The organism is Chryseobacterium sp. HNCC26DJ241, from assembly GCF_057180505.1.
In genome coordinates this window covers 1-15,479 of sequence record NZ_JBXUGL010000003.1, presented here as the reverse complement: position 1 = coordinate 15,479, position 15,479 = coordinate 1, and the positions used below count along the sequence as shown (strand labels likewise).

Annotated in this window: 13 protein-coding genes and 5 tRNA genes; 1 reads left to right on the top strand and 17 read right to left on the bottom strand. The window is 33.0% G+C overall.

All coding sequences use genetic code 11. The features are described from left to right. Nucleotides 1-255: 255 nt before the first annotated feature. The 17 genes from AC2A1C_RS03290 to rpsU form a co-directional block, all read right to left on the bottom strand. Entirely contained in the window at nt 256-2,850 is a 2,595-nt protein-coding gene (locus AC2A1C_RS03290) for a T9SS type A sorting domain-containing protein (protein ID WP_484023431.1), read from the bottom strand. Nucleotides 2,851-3,020: 170 nt separating this feature from the next. Continuing rightward, entirely contained in the window at nt 3,021-4,535 is a 1,515-nt protein-coding gene (locus AC2A1C_RS03285; RefSeq protein WP_484023430.1) for a hypothetical protein, read from the bottom strand. 854 nt (nt 4,536-5,389) lie between these two features. After that, nucleotides 5,390-5,758, bottom strand: a complete 369-nt coding sequence (gene rplL, locus AC2A1C_RS03280; RefSeq protein ID WP_484023428.1) for a 50S ribosomal protein L7/L12 — start codon at nt 5,756-5,758, stop codon at nt 5,390-5,392. Between the two features lie 46 nt (nt 5,759-5,804). Next, nucleotides 5,805-6,398 carry a 50S ribosomal protein L10 gene (gene rplJ, locus AC2A1C_RS03275; protein ID WP_484023426.1) on the bottom strand — a complete coding sequence of 198 codons (594 nt, stop codon included), beginning with the start codon at nt 6,396-6,398 and terminating at the stop codon, nt 5,805-5,807. 13 nt (nt 6,399-6,411) lie between these two features. Next, entirely contained in the window at nt 6,412-7,104 is a 693-nt protein-coding gene (gene rplA / locus AC2A1C_RS03270) for a 50S ribosomal protein L1 (RefSeq protein WP_484023424.1), read from the bottom strand. 11 nt (nt 7,105-7,115) lie between these two features. Continuing rightward, on the bottom strand, nt 7,116-7,562 hold the full coding sequence (gene rplK, locus AC2A1C_RS03265; RefSeq protein ID WP_484023422.1) for a 50S ribosomal protein L11: 447 nt from the start codon (nt 7,560-7,562) through the stop codon (nt 7,116-7,118). A 240-nt stretch (nt 7,563-7,802) separates the two neighbouring features. Then, entirely contained in the window at nt 7,803-8,345 is a 543-nt protein-coding gene (gene nusG, locus AC2A1C_RS03260) for a transcription termination/antitermination protein NusG (RefSeq protein ID WP_484023420.1), read from the bottom strand. Nucleotides 8,346-8,355: 10 nt separating this feature from the next. Next, nucleotides 8,356-8,559, bottom strand: coding sequence for a preprotein translocase subunit SecE (gene secE, locus AC2A1C_RS03255; protein WP_484023418.1), 204 nt, complete (start codon nt 8,557-8,559; stop codon nt 8,356-8,358). Between the two features lie 13 nt (nt 8,560-8,572). Further along, nucleotides 8,573-8,643: transfer RNA gene (locus AC2A1C_RS03250), tRNA-Trp, on the bottom strand. A gap of 51 nt (nt 8,644-8,694) precedes the next feature. Next, nucleotides 8,695-9,882, bottom strand: a complete 1,188-nt coding sequence (gene tuf / locus AC2A1C_RS03245) for an elongation factor Tu (RefSeq protein ID WP_484023416.1) — start codon at nt 9,880-9,882, stop codon at nt 8,695-8,697. A gap of 252 nt (nt 9,883-10,134) precedes the next feature. Beyond that, a tRNA-Thr gene (locus AC2A1C_RS03240) sits at nt 10,135-10,206 on the bottom strand. A gap of 46 nt (nt 10,207-10,252) precedes the next feature. Beyond that, nucleotides 10,253-10,325: transfer RNA gene (locus tag AC2A1C_RS03235), tRNA-Gly, on the bottom strand. Nucleotides 10,326-10,421: 96 nt separating this feature from the next. Further along, nucleotides 10,422-10,502 (bottom strand) — tRNA-Tyr (locus tag AC2A1C_RS03230). A 15-nt stretch (nt 10,503-10,517) separates the two neighbouring features. Further along, nucleotides 10,518-10,591: transfer RNA gene (locus AC2A1C_RS03225), tRNA-Thr, on the bottom strand. Nucleotides 10,592-10,706: 115 nt separating this feature from the next. After that, nucleotides 10,707-10,997, bottom strand: a complete 291-nt coding sequence (locus AC2A1C_RS03220; RefSeq protein WP_484023414.1) for an HPF/RaiA family ribosome-associated protein — start codon at nt 10,995-10,997, stop codon at nt 10,707-10,709. Between the two features lie 41 nt (nt 10,998-11,038). Then, nucleotides 11,039-11,926 (bottom strand): tyrosine-type recombinase/integrase, encoded by an 888-nt coding sequence (locus AC2A1C_RS03215; protein WP_484023412.1) that lies wholly within the window; start codon nt 11,924-11,926, stop codon nt 11,039-11,041. A gap of 78 nt (nt 11,927-12,004) precedes the next feature. Continuing rightward, nucleotides 12,005-12,202 (bottom strand): 30S ribosomal protein S21, encoded by a 198-nt coding sequence (gene rpsU, locus AC2A1C_RS03210; protein ID WP_484023411.1) that lies wholly within the window; start codon nt 12,200-12,202, stop codon nt 12,005-12,007. Nucleotides 12,203-12,305: 103 nt separating this feature from the next. Between rpsU and AC2A1C_RS03205 the strand changes: the two genes are divergently transcribed. Continuing rightward, a complete protein-coding gene (locus tag AC2A1C_RS03205; RefSeq protein WP_484023409.1) occupies nt 12,306-15,464 on the top strand; it encodes a UvrD-helicase domain-containing protein in 3,159 nt (1,052 codons plus the stop codon). Nucleotides 15,465-15,479 lie beyond the last annotated feature (15 nt).

The window sequence follows — 15,479 nt, the reverse complement described above, 5'->3', positions numbered from 1 at the left end:
AATTAATTATTGTTTAATTAAATTTAACATTTTTTAATTACAAAAGTATTGTAAATAAAAAAAGACCGTATTTAACGGCCTTAGACATAAATTCCTTACAAGAATTATTTTATAATCATACTATCTTATTTTGTTATCATCTCATTAAATTCAATTGAATAATTTAACTTCCTCATTTATAATTAAAAATTTTTCTTTCTAACAAAAAAAACCGCCTTAATTACAAGGCGGTTTCTATCATGTTTTTACTAAAATCTATTTTACTATGATTTTGTATGATTTAACAGTAGATCCTGTTTCTACTTTAATGATATATAGACCAGTCGATAATGAATTAGTCAAAATTTCAGCATTACCTGTAAATTTGCCCGTTTTCACTAATTGTCCCTGAACTGAGAAAATAGTATAATTACTTTCTTTATCATCACTTGATAAAATATGAAGAACTTCTCCTGCTTTCAATGGATTAGGATATACGTTCACCTCTTTAACTTCCGGCTTTTCAACCTTTGCAAAAACTCTATTAAGAGCATTTGGAGCAACTGGAGAATTTGGTGCTCCTCTCTTTGTAATATCTGTATCAGCTGGATTACTTACACCAGGTGCCGGATCCATAATACCATCTTTATCAGCATCCAATAATGGAGTAATGAAACCTCCACCTAATTCATCCAGATTTGATTTTCCTATTAAATATAAATCGAAGTCAATACCATTAGATTTTAAATCATAGAAATTCGGCTTATCATCTCCATCTGTATTTTTAACAGTATAATTGATAATTCCAGAATCTGGGAAAGTTTCCAATATATCTGCCAAACCATTCTTACCTAAAGGAACATTTGGATCAATAACACCATCGCGATCAGTATCTATTTGTACCAATATAGAGTTTGGAATACCTGATTCAAATAAATCCAAAATACCATCATTATCTGAATCTAAATCTAAATAATTAGCAACACCATCTCCAATAGGATCAAAAAATAAAACATCACCATCTACATCGTCGTCTTCAAAAAGTCCGTTATTATTGATATCTTCTTCCATTATATCCGGAATACCATCATTATCAGAATCAGCATCGCAAGCATTCGGAACTCCATCTCCATCCGTGTCTATAACCGCACTCTTATCGCTATTAGAAACACATCCTGAAACCTCATCACAAGCATCTGGAATTCCATCTCCATCAGTATCGATATTATCATCTCCTGTTGGACAAATATCATTACAATCCGGAACTCCATCTCCATCCGTATCCGTTTCTACAAAAACGTTATAGATGTAATACGTTACACATGTACAAAGACTTACTTTTTGCTTGATGGAAATTCTTATTCTATTGAAAGCGACTGTAGATTCAAAACCAGCAATAACTTTTCCTCCTGAAACCGAAATAAGTTTCAAATCACCATTTGCAGTACTCTTTTGCTCTACTAAAGTATTTCCATTATATAATTGAACAGTAACAATTGCTAAAGAATTCCAATCCGTTGAAACATTTTTATCAATCGTAAATCCGGCATAAGTACCAGCCGGATAAGTTGTACCTACTGATTCTACAGCTATATTCCCTTTGATATTACATGCATAAGATGGTACTACAAAATGTGCATAACTGCATGGATCACAATCAACAATATTATTCGCATTGTAAACTCCTTTATATGAAGATCCAGGATACCAAGTACCTGTCCAAGGCTCATACTTACCACAATAAGATTCTCCATTTGGCAAATTTCCATAAAGCACCGAACCTTTGTATGGAGCATCCTTACAGCATTCAAGGTATTGCTTACATTCACAAGTTTTAGGCTCTTCAAAGCAATAATATATTCTAACACATCCCATGTTGTAGCATGAAGAGTTTTGAACAAACTTGATTCTTACTTCATTAAAAGGTTTAGTAGTAGTAATAGAAATTTTTTGCTTATTACCTCCAAAACTTAAAGATTCAATATTTAATGAATTATAAGACTGAGACTCTTGTAATTTTCCATACAAATATGTTTCTATTACCATATTATTAAGCTGACTCTCTGTGAAAACAGCACTTGAATTATCTGGAGAAATCACAAATCCGGCCTTATTTCCAGCAGGGTAAACTTCATTTTTGCTAAAAACCCCTACTGAATAACTTCCTGAAAAACCTGATGGCAAACAAACTTTTCCATAAGAGTTTTTATCACCATCGGATATTTTTTCTCTATCCGTGATATAAGATAAAGGAGAAGCACAACTACCACTATAAGAAATATTGGTATCTACATCGGTAAGAGCACCACCTATAATATCATTACAAAGCATATTATTTTCTTCACTCATCTCACTTGGATCGAAAGCATAAGCATAATATACATTCAAAGCATTACAAGAAGTACCTGTACTTGATCTTGTCAATCTTACTTCATTAAATTCCTTTGTTGTTTTCAAGTGCAAAAATGTTCTCATCTTCTGTCCACCAAAAGCAGAAGCACTTGGTGTAGTAGATTCCTGAAGCACACCATTTTTATACGTTGAAATGGTAAGTTCATTTAAAACAGTGGAAGTAACAGGAATGTTTCCCATATCAACATTAAAACCGGTAACGCAACCTGCAGGATAGGTTACAAACTTATTATTTACCGCTACTCCATTAGATCCATTTGTAGATGACAAATTACCCAGATTAATGTAATTATTCAAATTAGCATCAATCAAATTTTTAACGCAACTTGCGTCATTAAGACATGTTCCATTTTTTGTAGGATACACCCTCATACCTCCACCTCTTGCCGGTCGATATCCTTGAGCAAAAAGCATAATGGAAAATAGCATAACTGCTATAAAAGAAAAAATTTTCCTCATTTTCTGATTTTTTTAGTTTAATTATTTAATTTAGGTCTAACATGATTTCAATAGAATACTAAACTCAGTCGCCGAAGCGGCTAAGTTTTTATAATTTCAAAAAATTGTGATGAATTTTAATAAGACAGAGATGCCTTATTATAGCAATTTAAATATGATTTACTTTTATTTTAAAGTCCTTGCCAAGTATAGGTTCCAGCTCCTGTTTGCTTACAACCATAAAAAGTACCCACACTTCCAGCTTTTCCGTAAACAATTGTACCTTCATTTTGAGCATTACAAGTTACTGAAGGAGGACTACTTGCAATAGGCTTTATTAAAATACCTTTACTTATTTCCAAATCAGGGAAGTTTGCAGTATCAGGTATAGTATTTACTCCAACATCTGTTATTGCAGTACCAACTACTCCTTGTCCTGAAAAAGCATGCATTGTATTGGCATATTGAGATAAGGCGGGTGTACTATTAACAGCACTAAAACCCAAAGCCATAGAATCAGCACCACTCACATTATTGCTACTACCAAAAGCAAAGTTATTTGTAGTAGTAGTATTACCTGAACCTATTGCATATCCATTTGAAAAATTTCGATGACCCACTGCTACACCTACACCATAATTATTATTTCCTAAAGCAACCGCCGCAGCACCGTCAAGATTTTGTACACTGGAATCACTAAACCTAATCCCATTATTATTTCCAATTGCTTTAGCTCCATTAATAACATTATTATTATAACCTATTGCCACACCTGGAAAATTAGCTCCCTGAGCTGCTACCTTATTATTTCTTCCTAATGCCACGTTAGATGACAGATTATTATTTAAAACATTGCCGTTACCCCATCCTATAGAAGCATAATTTGTAGTCCCTGAATTTCCACCTGTAAGTGTACCATTCATATCCAAAACCCCATGGACAGCATTACCTGTAACTAAAACTAAATCATCGGAAGCTCCTTTTGTTCCTAAATAATTGGTAGATGCTGGTGCATTCCCTATTATTTCAGCTACTGTAGCAATTTCTGCATCTGTATTACCCGTAACATGCCAATCTGTAGGTGATGAAGCAGGCGTGGAAGGAACCCAATTTGTACCATTAAATGTTAAAACCTGCCCATTAGTAGCCGTAGTTGTAGTACCTAATGGTGAACCATTAATCTTTACAACTGTATTATTCCCTAAAGTACCAGTAACATCACCAGCTAAAGCTAAATTTGAAGCTGAAAAATAAGAAGGTGCTGTTGAAAAGCCTAAGTTATTACCAAAAATAGTATTAGCAGGTGCATTAGATAGGTTAAAATCAAGTGTCGGTGTAGTAGACGCATTTGATACAGATGTTGTAAAAAGCGGTATCAAATCTCCTGCAGAAAAATTTGTTACAGTTCCTGAGGAAGTACCAGATGATACTTTTACCCATTTTGCTCCATCATTATAATATGTACCTGGTGTCACATCACTAACAGTTGCAGTATTGTACACAAACATTCCTTGTACATGAGCTCCTAAAGGCGCTGCATTTGTTGTACCCGTTAAAGCTACCCTGTTTAATAGCAAGCCTTTATTAGTAGAACCTAATGTAAGATCTGAGTTGATATTCGGTTGACTAATCTTAATACCAACCTGCGCAGTTGCGGCAGAAAAATTAATACTTAAAATAATAAGTGGTAGTAATTTTTTTTTCATGCTTTTATTGTTTTTTACAGTTTATAGTTTAATATTCTTAATGTCATTACAATGAATGATAAAATACTAAGAACATCTTGCAAATTTTTATTTCTAGAATCTGATATTATATTATCCTACACAATAATGAGTCATATAAAGCTAAACTATATCATTAAAGAGTAAGAAATAATCCTCTCATAATCAATCCAGAATTGTATATTTTTTTTGCTCGCGCAAATATATATATATATTTTTTTAATCACAAATTGCTATTTAAAATAAAAAATATACACAATAAATTAATTTACAAAAAATTAAAAACAAATAAAAATTACAATATTAATAGTTTATAAAAAGGTATATCATTAGAAATTATCAAATAATAACCATTTATATTAAAAAAGATAAAAATATGTGCAAAAAAATAATCACGAATATTTGAAATATTCAAAAAAAAAGCTACAGTTATAAAATCAATAACAATAAGAAACTATTAAAAAAATAAAAACCACTATAAAATTAATTTCCAAAAAAATTCTTAAAAAAAAATAATAAAACTTAAATCTTTTAAAAATGATAAAAAAATAAATTAACAATCTTTTTTTCAACAAAAGTGAAAAATAAAAAGAAAAAAATAAAATATATAATTGATAAAAAAATAGAAAATATTATAAAACAAATAGAAAATATTATAAATATCATCTATCTATATAAAAAATCCATGTAAATTTTATAAAAATTAATTCCAAAATTCGCTTCCAATCTATACAAAATAACCATCCCATATTATAGATATAATAAAATTTATTCTTTTGGAATGTAAAAAAAGTCTGAGTAAAAACTCAGACTTTTAACATATTTCGAGAAAATTGTTATTTTAACTCTACTTCAGCACCAGCTTCTTCTAATTGCTTCTTAAGAGCTTCAGCTTCATCTTTTGGAACACCTTGCTTAATTGGAGCAGGAGCACCATCTACCATATCTTTAGCTTCTTTAAGACCAGCACCTGTTAAATCTTTTACTAATTTAACGATAGCTAATTTAGAAGCACCAGCTGATTTAAGAATTACATCGAATTCTGTTTTTTCTTCAGCAGCTTCAGCAGCAGCTCCACCTGCAACTACTACAGCAGCAGCAGCTGGTTCAATTCCGTACTCATCCTTAAGGATAGCAGCTAATTCGTTTACGTCTTTTACAGTTAAGTTTACTAGCGTTTCAGCTAAATTTTTTAAATCTGACATTGTTGTAATGTTTTTGTTGATTATTTATTTAATTTTTTGAGTGTAATTATTCAGCACTTGGAGTTTCTTCAGTGCTTTCTGCAGCAGGAGCTTCTGGAGCTTCAGCAGCAGGTGTTTCTTCTACAGCCGGAGCAGCTTCTTCAGCTTTAGCTTCTACTGTTTCGGATTTATTTTGAAGAGCAGAAACAACTCTCTGAATTGGAGACTGAAGTAATCCGATGATTTCACCGATCATTTCTTCTCTAGACTTGATGTTAGCCAATGCATCTAGATTATTGTCACCAACGTAGAAAGTTTCCTGAAGATAAGCTGATTTTAAAGCAGGCTTTTCTTCTTTCTTTCTGAATCCTTGAATTAATTTCGCAGGAGCATTTGCAGTCTCAGAAATCATTAGAGCTGAATTTCCTTTGAAAGATTGGAACATTTCAGAATAATCTACTCCTTCGATTTGCTCCATAGCTTTTTGCAAAAGTGTATTTTTTACAACTTTTACTTTAATATTTTGCTTGAAAGCCTGTCTTCTGAATTCTGAAGACTTTGCTGCATTCAATCCTTCAAGATCCGCTACATAAACTACTTTTGCATCTTGCAACAAATCCTTAATTTCCTGTATTACTAATACTTTTTCTTCTTTTGTCATTGTCTTTCAGATTTTAGTTAACAGATTTAGTATCAATAGCAATACCCGGACTCATTGTAGAAGACAAGTAGATGCTTTTCACATAAGTACCTTTAGCAGCAGTCGGCTTCATTTTAATTAATGTCTGGATCAATTCCTGAGCATTTTCTTTCAATTTAGCAGCATCAAAAGATACTTTACCGATACCTGCATGGATAATACCATACTTATCAACTTTGAAATCAATTTTACCTGATTTTACTTCAGAAACTGCTTTACCAATTTCCATAGTAACAGTACCAGATTTAGGATTTGGCATTAAACCTCTTGGTCCTAAAACTCTACCTAATGGTCCTAATTTACCCATTACAGCCGGCATCGTAACAATAACGTCTACGTCTGTCCAACCGTTTTTGATTTTATCTAAATATTCATCAAGACCTACATAATCAGCACCAGCTTCTTTAGCTTCTGCTTCTTTATCTGGAGTTACTAAAGCCAAAACTTTAACATCTTTACCAGTACCATGAGGAAGAGATACTACACCTCTTACCATTTGGTTTGCTTTTCTTGGATCTACACCTAATCTTACAGCGATATCTACAGAAGCGTCAAACTTTGCAGTATTCACTTCTTTTACAAGAGCAGAACCTTCTTCAAGATTATAGAATCTACCTTTTTCTACTTTGCTTAAAGCTTCTTTTTGCTTTTTCGTTAATTTTGCCATTTCAATAAGTTTTAAGCGTTAAAAGTTGGTTTAGTTCCTGTTACTCTTAATCCCATAGATCTTGCAGTACCTGCTACCATAGAAATAGCTGAATCCATTGTAAAGCAGTTAAGGTCTGCCATTTTATCTTCAGCGATTTTTTTTACCTGATCCCAAGATACAGAACCTACTTTGTTTCTGTTTGGTTCTCCGGAACCTCCCTTGATCTTAGCCGCATCCATCAATTGGATTGCTGCAGGTGGAGTTTTAATAACGAATTCAAAAGATTTGTCTTCGTATACTGTAATAACTACAGGCAAAACTTGACCTGGCTTGTCTTGAGTTCTTCCGTTAAATTGCTTACAAAACTCCATGATGTTCACACCCGCAGAACCTAAAGCAGGACCTACTGGTGGAGAAGGGTTAGCTGCGCCACCTTTCACCTGAAGTTTTACCATTTTAAAGACTTTTTTAGCCATTTTTTGTTGTTTAAATTTGAATACTAAATGAATTTGGAAGCATTTATTATTCAGTAGGCTACACTTCTCACATTTTTGTAAACCTACTTTTCGGATTGCAAAAGTAAAAAATATTTTTGAAATAGCAAACGGAAATTGCTGATTTTTAGAAAGATTAAAATTTCTATAACTGTAGAAATCGAATGAATAAAAAAAGACTGCTAAAAAGCAGCCTCATATTTTATTTTGTAATAAGTAAACTTATATTTTCTCAACCTGCATATAGCTAAGTTCCATAGGAGTTTTTCTTCCAAAAATAAGAACTGAAACCTCCAACTTTTTCTTATCCTCAAGTATTTTTTCAATAGTTCCGTTAAACCCATTGAAAGGTCCATCAATAACTTTCACATTTTCTCCTACTATATAAGGAATAGCCATATCCTGAGCAAATTCTGAAAGTTCATCAGCTTTACCAAGCATCCTGTCTACTTCAGATTTTCTCATAGGAACAGGATCACCTCCTTTAGTAAGACTTAGAAAGGAAATTACTCCCGGTAGATTTTTGATGATATGCGGAATTTCACCAATGAGATTAGCTTCAATCATAAGATAGCCAGGATAATAAGGTCTTTCTTTAGGAACCTTTTTTCCATTTCTCATTTGGATAACCTTTTCCATAGGAATTACAACCTGAGTAACATAAGATTCAAAACCAAGACGTTTCATCTCGTTCTCAATGTAATTCTTTACTTTATTTTCCTGTCCGCTGATTGACTTCAGCACATACCACTTCAAATCGCTCATGGAAAATTATTTAATTGAAAAGGTTAATAAATAAAGATAAAATATTTGAGATTGCTTTACTAAACAAAGAATCTACTCCGAAAGTAAATAAAGCAAGAATAACAGTAGAAATTGCAACTACAATAGTAGAAGATTGCAAGTCTAACCATTTTGGCCACTCCACTTTATTTCTGAATTCGTTATAAGAACCTTTTAAAAATTCAACTAAGCTCATTATTTTTTATTTGCACGGGCACAAGGATTCGAACCCTGATCAACGGTTTTGGAGACCGGTATCCTACCATTGGACGATGCCCGTAGATTAAAAAGTTCCGTAAGATTCCTTACGGAACTTTTATATTGATTTAGATTAATCTAAGATTTCAGTAACCTGACCAGCACCTACTGTTCTACCTCCTTCTCTGATCGCAAATCTAAGACCTACGTTAAGAGCGATTGGTTGTAACAATTCTACAGTGATAGTTAAGTTATCTCCAGGCATTACCATTTCTACACCTTCTGGTAAGAAGATTTCACCTGTAACGTCAGTAGTTCTTACATAGAACTGAGGACGATATTTGTTGTGGAATGGAGTGTGACGTCCACCTTCTTCTTTAGAAAGGATATAAACCTCAGCTTTGAATTTTTTGTGAGGAGTTACAGATCCAGATTTAGCAATAACCATACCTCTTCTGATATCAGTTTTTTCAATACCTCTCAACAATAGACCTACATTATCACCAGCTTCACCTCTGTCAAGGATCTTTCTGAACATTTCTACTCCAGTTACAGTTGAAGTTAATTTTTCTTCACCCATACCTACGATATCTACAGCATCACCAGTATTGATAACACCAGCCTCGATTCTACCAGTTGCTACAGTACCTCTACCAGTAATAGAGAATACGTCTTCGATTGGCATCAAGAATGGCTTATCTTGATCTCTTACTGGCTGCTCGATCCAAGAATCAACAGCAGCCATCAATTCGTCGATTTTCTCAACCCATTTTGGCTCACCATTAAGACCTCCAAGAGCAGAACCTTGGATTACTGGAGAGTTATCTCCATCATATTCATAAGAAGAAAGAAGATCTCTTACTTCAAGTTCTACAAGTTCTAATAATTCAGGATCATCTACCATATCCACTTTGTTCATGAAAACAACAATTCTTGGTACATTTACCTGACGGCAAAGAAGAATGTGTTCTCTTGTTTGAGGCATTGGTCCATCAGTAGCAGCAACTACCAAGATAGCTCCATCCATTTGAGCAGCACCAGTTACCATGTTTTTTACATAGTCGGCGTGACCTGGACAGTCTACGTGAGCATAGTGTCTGTTTTCAGTTTCATATTCTACGTGAGCTGTGTTAATAGTAATCCCTCTTTCTTTTTCTTCCGGAGCGGAGTCAATTGCAGAGAAATCTTTCTTTTCAGCTAATCCTTTGTCTGACAATACTTTTGTAATAGCAGCAGTCAAAGTAGTTTTACCATGGTCAACGTGACCAATAGTACCAATGTTCAAGTGCGGTTTGTTACGATTAAACGTTTCCTTTGCCATGATTTTAAATTATTTGTTTTTTATTAATTATTTTAAAATTTCGGTTTGCAAATATAGTGAATTTTTGAATATCAAAACCTTTTTAATGAAAAAAGTATCAATATTCAATCCAACTACATGAAAGCCGAACTTCTTCTGTAATTTGGTCTGCAAATTTATGAAAATAATTATTCAGATAAAAATTTTATAAATCCAAATTTCAAAAGAAAAATCTCCTGTATCCCAGAAGATTTTTTCAAACAAGAATTTGAGAGCCAATATCGGGACTTGAACCCGAGACCTCTTCCTTACCAAGGAAGCGCTCTACCGCTGAGCTATATCGGCTTAAACAAAAAAATCACGACCAAAATAAAGGTGTGATTTTTTTTAGAGCGGAAGACGGGGGTCGAACCCGCGACATTCAGCTTGGAAGGCTGACGCTCTACCAACTGAGCTACTTCCGCATTTTTTCTACCTTAAAAGGCTGTTGGTAATTAGGTTTGCAAATTTAATAAAATATTTAAATCCTGCAAATTTATTTTTTATTTTTCTATAAAATGTGGGGAGAGCAGGATTCGAACCTACGAAGCCGAAGCAACTGAGTTACAGTCAGTCCCATTTAGCCACTCTGGAATCTCCCCAATTTTACAAAAATGAGCCTCCAGAGGGATTCGAACCCACGACCCCGAGATTACAAATCACGTGCTCTGGCCAACTGAGCTATGGAGGCAAAATAGATTTCAAAATGAACGCTGTTCCGTTTTTGCGAGTGCAAATATAACATTGTTTTTTTGAAATCTACAAATTTTTGGGAGATTTTTTTTAATTTTTTTTCAGATTATTTTCTAAGCTAATTCTTTTTTCTTGATTAACAGCTTTTTAGCTGCATCAGCACAAAGGTCTAAACTTTCCTCAAAACTCGAACTCGTTTTCTTCACTACAATATCATCACCAGGAACAACCAATTTGATCTCTGCTGTTTTATTATCTTTAGATGACGCGTTCTCGACTTTCAAATAAACTTGACATTCTATTATTTTATCATAAAAAGTATCTAACTTACCGATCTTTTTGTTTAGAAATTCTTCTAGTGGTTCATGAGGAGTCAAACCCATTGACTGAACTGTAATTTTCATAATAAAAGGAATTTAATCATTAAACATCTGAAGTTCTAGCTTCACTTTTCTTCGTTTTTGTTGATTGCTCTTGGATGAGCACTGTTTAATACTTTTTTTAATTGCTCTATATTGGCATTCGTGTATACTTGTGTACTTGCAAGACTGGAATGTCCTAATATCTTTTTTACTTTAGAAATTTCAGCCCCATTTTCCAAGACATGCGTAGCAAAGGTATGTCTGAGAATATGAGGGCTTTTTTTCTCTTTAGAAGTAACAAGACTAAAGTAAGAATTTACTACTTTATATACAAATTTTTCATTCAGTTTTTTTCCATTTTTATTTATGAAAAAATATTTTGAATCTTTAAAGGTTGATTCTCTTTCTTTTAAGAAATTTTTCAAACTTTCCATTAATTTTGGAGCTATAGGAATCACCCTTTCTTTATTTCCCTTACCGCTAATTTTGATCTGCTCCTGAGAGAAATCTACATTTTCTAACAAAATATTGCAAAGCTCCGCTTTACGAATTCCGGTCTGATAAAGCAGTTCTATGATGAGCCTTTCAAGAGAATTTTCTTTTTCACTCAGAATTTCTTCAATATGCATCATTTCCTCTTTTGAAAAAGGAATTTGTTTTTCGGGATAGAATTTAAGAGAATTAATTGTTTCCAGCGGAGATACTTTAATTTCTCCGATTTTTAGAAGAAAAAGGTAGAAACTGCGAAGTGATGACAATTTCCGATTGATACTTCTTTTCGAAATTTTATTCTCACTGAGGTGAACCATAAAATTCCTGACAACTTTTTTGTCGATATTTTCTAATTTTTCATGACCTTCCGTATCCATAACAAAGATTAGAAAATCTTCTAAATCCTTTTTATAGCTCGTTACTGTATGTTGAGAATATCGACGCTCTACATCAATATATTCCAGAAACTTTTCAATCATAAAAAATAAAAATCACTTCCCAAAGTTACACATTTAGGAAGTGATTTTCAATATTTTCGTAAAGAAAAAAACAGATTTTTAAGCCTGCTCTTCTTTGCTTTGTTGTCTTTGCTTGTGAGCTGCTTTTAGTTTACCTTGTCTTAAAGTTACAGAAGGCTTTGTGAACTGCTGTCTTGATCTTAGCTGGCGAACAACACCTGTTTTATCAAATTTTCTTTTGTACTTTTTAAGAGCTCTATCGATAGACTCTCCATCTTTTACTGGAATAATTAACATAATTTACATCTCATTTTGGACTGCAAAAATAGAAATAATTTTTATAACAGCAAAATATTTTCTTTTCTTTTTAAATTTCTGTAAATTGCTGTAAAATTTCAGAATGCCTAAACAATATACGGTCATCAATGCTTCTGCCGGTTCCGGAAAAACGTATGCTTTAGTGCTTCGTCTTCTTGCCATTTGTTTGAAATATCCCAACCAACCGGATGCAATTCGTCATATTCTTGCGCTTACTTTCACCAATAAAGCAGCCAATGAAATGAAGGAAAGAATATTGAACTGGCTAAAAGTTTTCTCTTCCGAAAATTATTCCGAAAATCAAGACCTCAAAAATATTCAGAAAAAACTGGAAGAAGAAAAGATCAGGGTTTCTCTTGAAGATCTGCATGAACGTGCAAAAAAAACTCTGGATTATATTCTTCACCACTACTCCACTTTAAATATCGGAACCATTGATAAATTCAATTCACGATTGGTTCGGAGTTTTTCATACGAATTAGGACTTGCTCAAAATTTTAATCTGGAAATTCAGGCAGAACCATTCTTGATTGAAGCTGTGGATAAAATGCTGGACGAAATTGGTGAAAAAGAGGAAATTTCCGAAGCATTTATGGATTTTGTAAATTACAGTTTGGACAATAACGAACGAATTAGCCTGAATGAAACTCTTTATCATTCTGCAAAGGAATTTGTGCAGGACAAACATTATTTCCAATTGAATGAAAATAAAGAATTCTCTTGGAATGCCTATGAAAATAACAAACTAAAATTCCGTACAGAAATTCGGGAATTAAAAAAAGAAAATCTGGAAATTGCAAAAAATGTTCTCAAATTACTGAATGAAAAAGATTTGGATATTTCAGATTTTTCCGGAGGAAGCCGAAACAGTATTGCTAAATTTTTCCACGAGACCGAAAAATTCTACAATAAAGAACGAGATTCTTTTCCTTTTCCAAGTAATGAAGATTCTGCCATTTCTACTTTTCTGAAAGGATTTTCCGCAACAGGAAAAAAGAAAGAATCTGAAATTTTTGAAATCCTGGACTTTCTCTTAGAAAACCGCAGAAAAATCATCAGCAATTATATTCTTTCCCAGAAAAAAGAAAAAATTCTACGTGCCATTCTTCCTTTGAAAGTAAATAAAGAAATCCAAGATAAACTTGCCGAAATAGAACAAGAAAATGATCTAGTGCTTCTTTCCAAATTTAATATAATCATTCATGAAAATCTTCGGGAAGAACCATCATCATTCATTTATGAAAAAGTGGGAACTAAATTTTTTCATTATTTTTTTGATGAATTTCAGGACACCTCCAAACTTCAGTGGCAAAATTTCCTTCCGCTTCGTGATCACACCATTACTTCGGAAAATATGAGTTTTACTTTGGTGGGAGATCCGAAACAAAGTATCTATCGTTTTCGTGGTGGAGACAGCCAAATGATGCTTGATATCATTCACCAAAAAGAAAATACACCCATAAAAGCAGTGGTAGAACCTTTGGAAATCAACTGGAGAAGCGCAAAAAATATTGTAGAATTCAATAATCGTCTTTACAGATTTTTATCTCAAGAGATGAATGAAGAACATTTTGATATTTTCGGAAAAGGTTCTCAGCAAAAAGCAAATGCAGATTTTGAAGGACGAGTGAAAGCTCACTTTTTGGAAAATGCTAAAAAGCAAGATTTTTTTCAAGAAGTGGCCGAAAAAATGAAGCAGGATATTCAGGAATGTCTGGATAATGGATTTCAGTTTTCGGATATCACGATTCTTTGTCGGGGAAATTTTGAAATTTTCAGCTATACTCAGCTTTTGGGTACGATGAAAGTGAATTATAAAGGAACAGAAACCTACATCAAAACGATTTCGGATAAAGGATTAACACTGGAACTTTCACCAACCATCCTTGCTGTTGTAGAATTTCTAAGATGGGAAATGAATCCTAAAAACGTTCAGTTTCTTGTGAAAATGATGTACTTTTTGAACATTTCCGGAAGGATAAAAATTGAGGACTTTACTTCTGAAATGATGGCCGTTCTGGAGAATGATTCCAAAGAAAAAATAGAAGACTTTATTTCGGAAAAATATGATCTGAAATTAAGGCAAACCGATATTCCCCATCTGAATCTCTATCATTTTATCGAATATTATCTTCAGGAATTTTCTGTGAAAAATAAAGAAACGGATTTCCTTCTGAATTTTTTGGAAACTTTATATAATTTCAGTCAAAATACGGGATTCACACTAAAAGATTTCCTGAAATATTGGGATGAAGAAGCTCACGAAATCAGCATCCAAACTTCGGAAAATATTGATGCCATACAAATTATGACGATTCATAAAGCGAAAGGTCTCGAATTTCCGGTTGTTTTTCTACCAATGGAAAATGAGAATAAAGACGGAAAATTTTCCGGATGGATTTCTACGGAAGAAGAAGGTTTGCAGTCGGTAATTGTATCTCCTTTTGAAAAAGCTCTGGAAAATTATGACAAAGAAATGCTGAAATTCAACCAAAATAATATTTATCAGAATAAGATTGATCGCTTTTGTCTTCAATATGTTGCCACAACAAGAGCAGTGGAACAGATGTTTTTCTATATCGAAAAACCGAATAAATCTTCCAACAATCTGGAATTGTACACTTTTTTGGAAAATACCCGGAATGAACAATTTCAAAACAAGGAAGAAAAACCCGATTCATTTGATGTTTTTGAAACTAATGATTCTATTCTCTTAAAGCAAAAACAAAAAGAAGAAAAAATCATTAAAACCAAAAGCATAGAATCTCTGGGAAGAAACCATGAAAAAACCACCTCTATAAAAATTGCCACTCCTTCTAAAAATTATCAGGAACGAAACGAAAAAGTAAGACAGGGAATTTTCACCCACGAAATTCTTTCTAAAATAAATTCAGAAAAAGATATTGCAAAAGTGCTGAAATCCTATCTTTTGGAAGGCAGCATTACTACCGATGAAGAAAATACTATTTCAGAGAAAATATTAGAAGTGGTGCAAAAATATTCTTCCTATTTTTCAGAAAATCTGAAAGTGATTAATGAAAAAGAAATCATGATTTTCGAAAATGGAAAAATCATTCTTTATCGCCCTGACCGAATTATTGAGACCGAAAACGGCTATATCATTATTGATTTCAAGACCGGAGATGAAAAAGAAAAATATGAAAAACAAATCGGTTCTTATAAAAATGTTCTTGAAAAACTGGGAAAAAAAGTTTCGGCTACTGAGATTATTTATCTTTAGAAAAATCAGAAATTG

Bases quoted from the DNA above. Each gene is read 5' to 3' on its own strand.
- AC2A1C_RS03290 (WP_484023431.1), bottom strand. From the start codon at position 2,850: ATGAGGAAAATTTTTTCTTTTATAGCAGTTATGCTATTTTCCATTATG.
- AC2A1C_RS03285 (WP_484023430.1), bottom strand. From the start codon at position 4,535: ATGAAAAAAAAATTACTACCACTTATTATTTTAAGTATTAATTTTTCT.
- rplL (WP_484023428.1), bottom strand. From the start codon at position 5,758: ATGTCAGATTTAAAAAATTTAGCTGAAACGCTAGTAAACTTAACTGTA.
- rplJ (WP_484023426.1), bottom strand. From the start codon at position 6,398: ATGACAAAAGAAGAAAAAGTATTAGTAATACAGGAAATTAAGGATTTG.
- rplA (WP_484023424.1), bottom strand. From the start codon at position 7,104: ATGGCAAAATTAACGAAAAAGCAAAAAGAAGCTTTAAGCAAAGTAGAA.
- rplK (WP_484023422.1), bottom strand. From the start codon at position 7,562: ATGGCTAAAAAAGTCTTTAAAATGGTAAAACTTCAGGTGAAAGGTGGC.
- nusG (WP_484023420.1), bottom strand. From the start codon at position 8,345: ATGAGCGATTTGAAGTGGTATGTGCTGAAGTCAATCAGCGGACAGGAA.
- secE (WP_484023418.1), bottom strand. From the start codon at position 8,559: ATGAGCTTAGTTGAATTTTTAAAAGGTTCTTATAACGAATTCAGAAAT.
- tuf (WP_484023416.1), bottom strand. From the start codon at position 9,882: ATGGCAAAGGAAACGTTTAATCGTAACAAACCGCACTTGAACATTGGT.
- AC2A1C_RS03220 (WP_484023414.1), bottom strand. From the start codon at position 10,997: ATGAAAATTACAGTTCAGTCAATGGGTTTGACTCCTCATGAACCACTA.
- AC2A1C_RS03215 (WP_484023412.1), bottom strand. From the start codon at position 11,926: ATGATTGAAAAGTTTCTGGAATATATTGATGTAGAGCGTCGATATTCT.
- rpsU (WP_484023411.1), bottom strand. From the start codon at position 12,202: ATGTTAATTATTCCAGTAAAAGATGGAGAGTCTATCGATAGAGCTCTT.
- AC2A1C_RS03205 (WP_484023409.1), top strand. From the start codon at position 12,306: ATGCCTAAACAATATACGGTCATCAATGCTTCTGCCGGTTCCGGAAAA.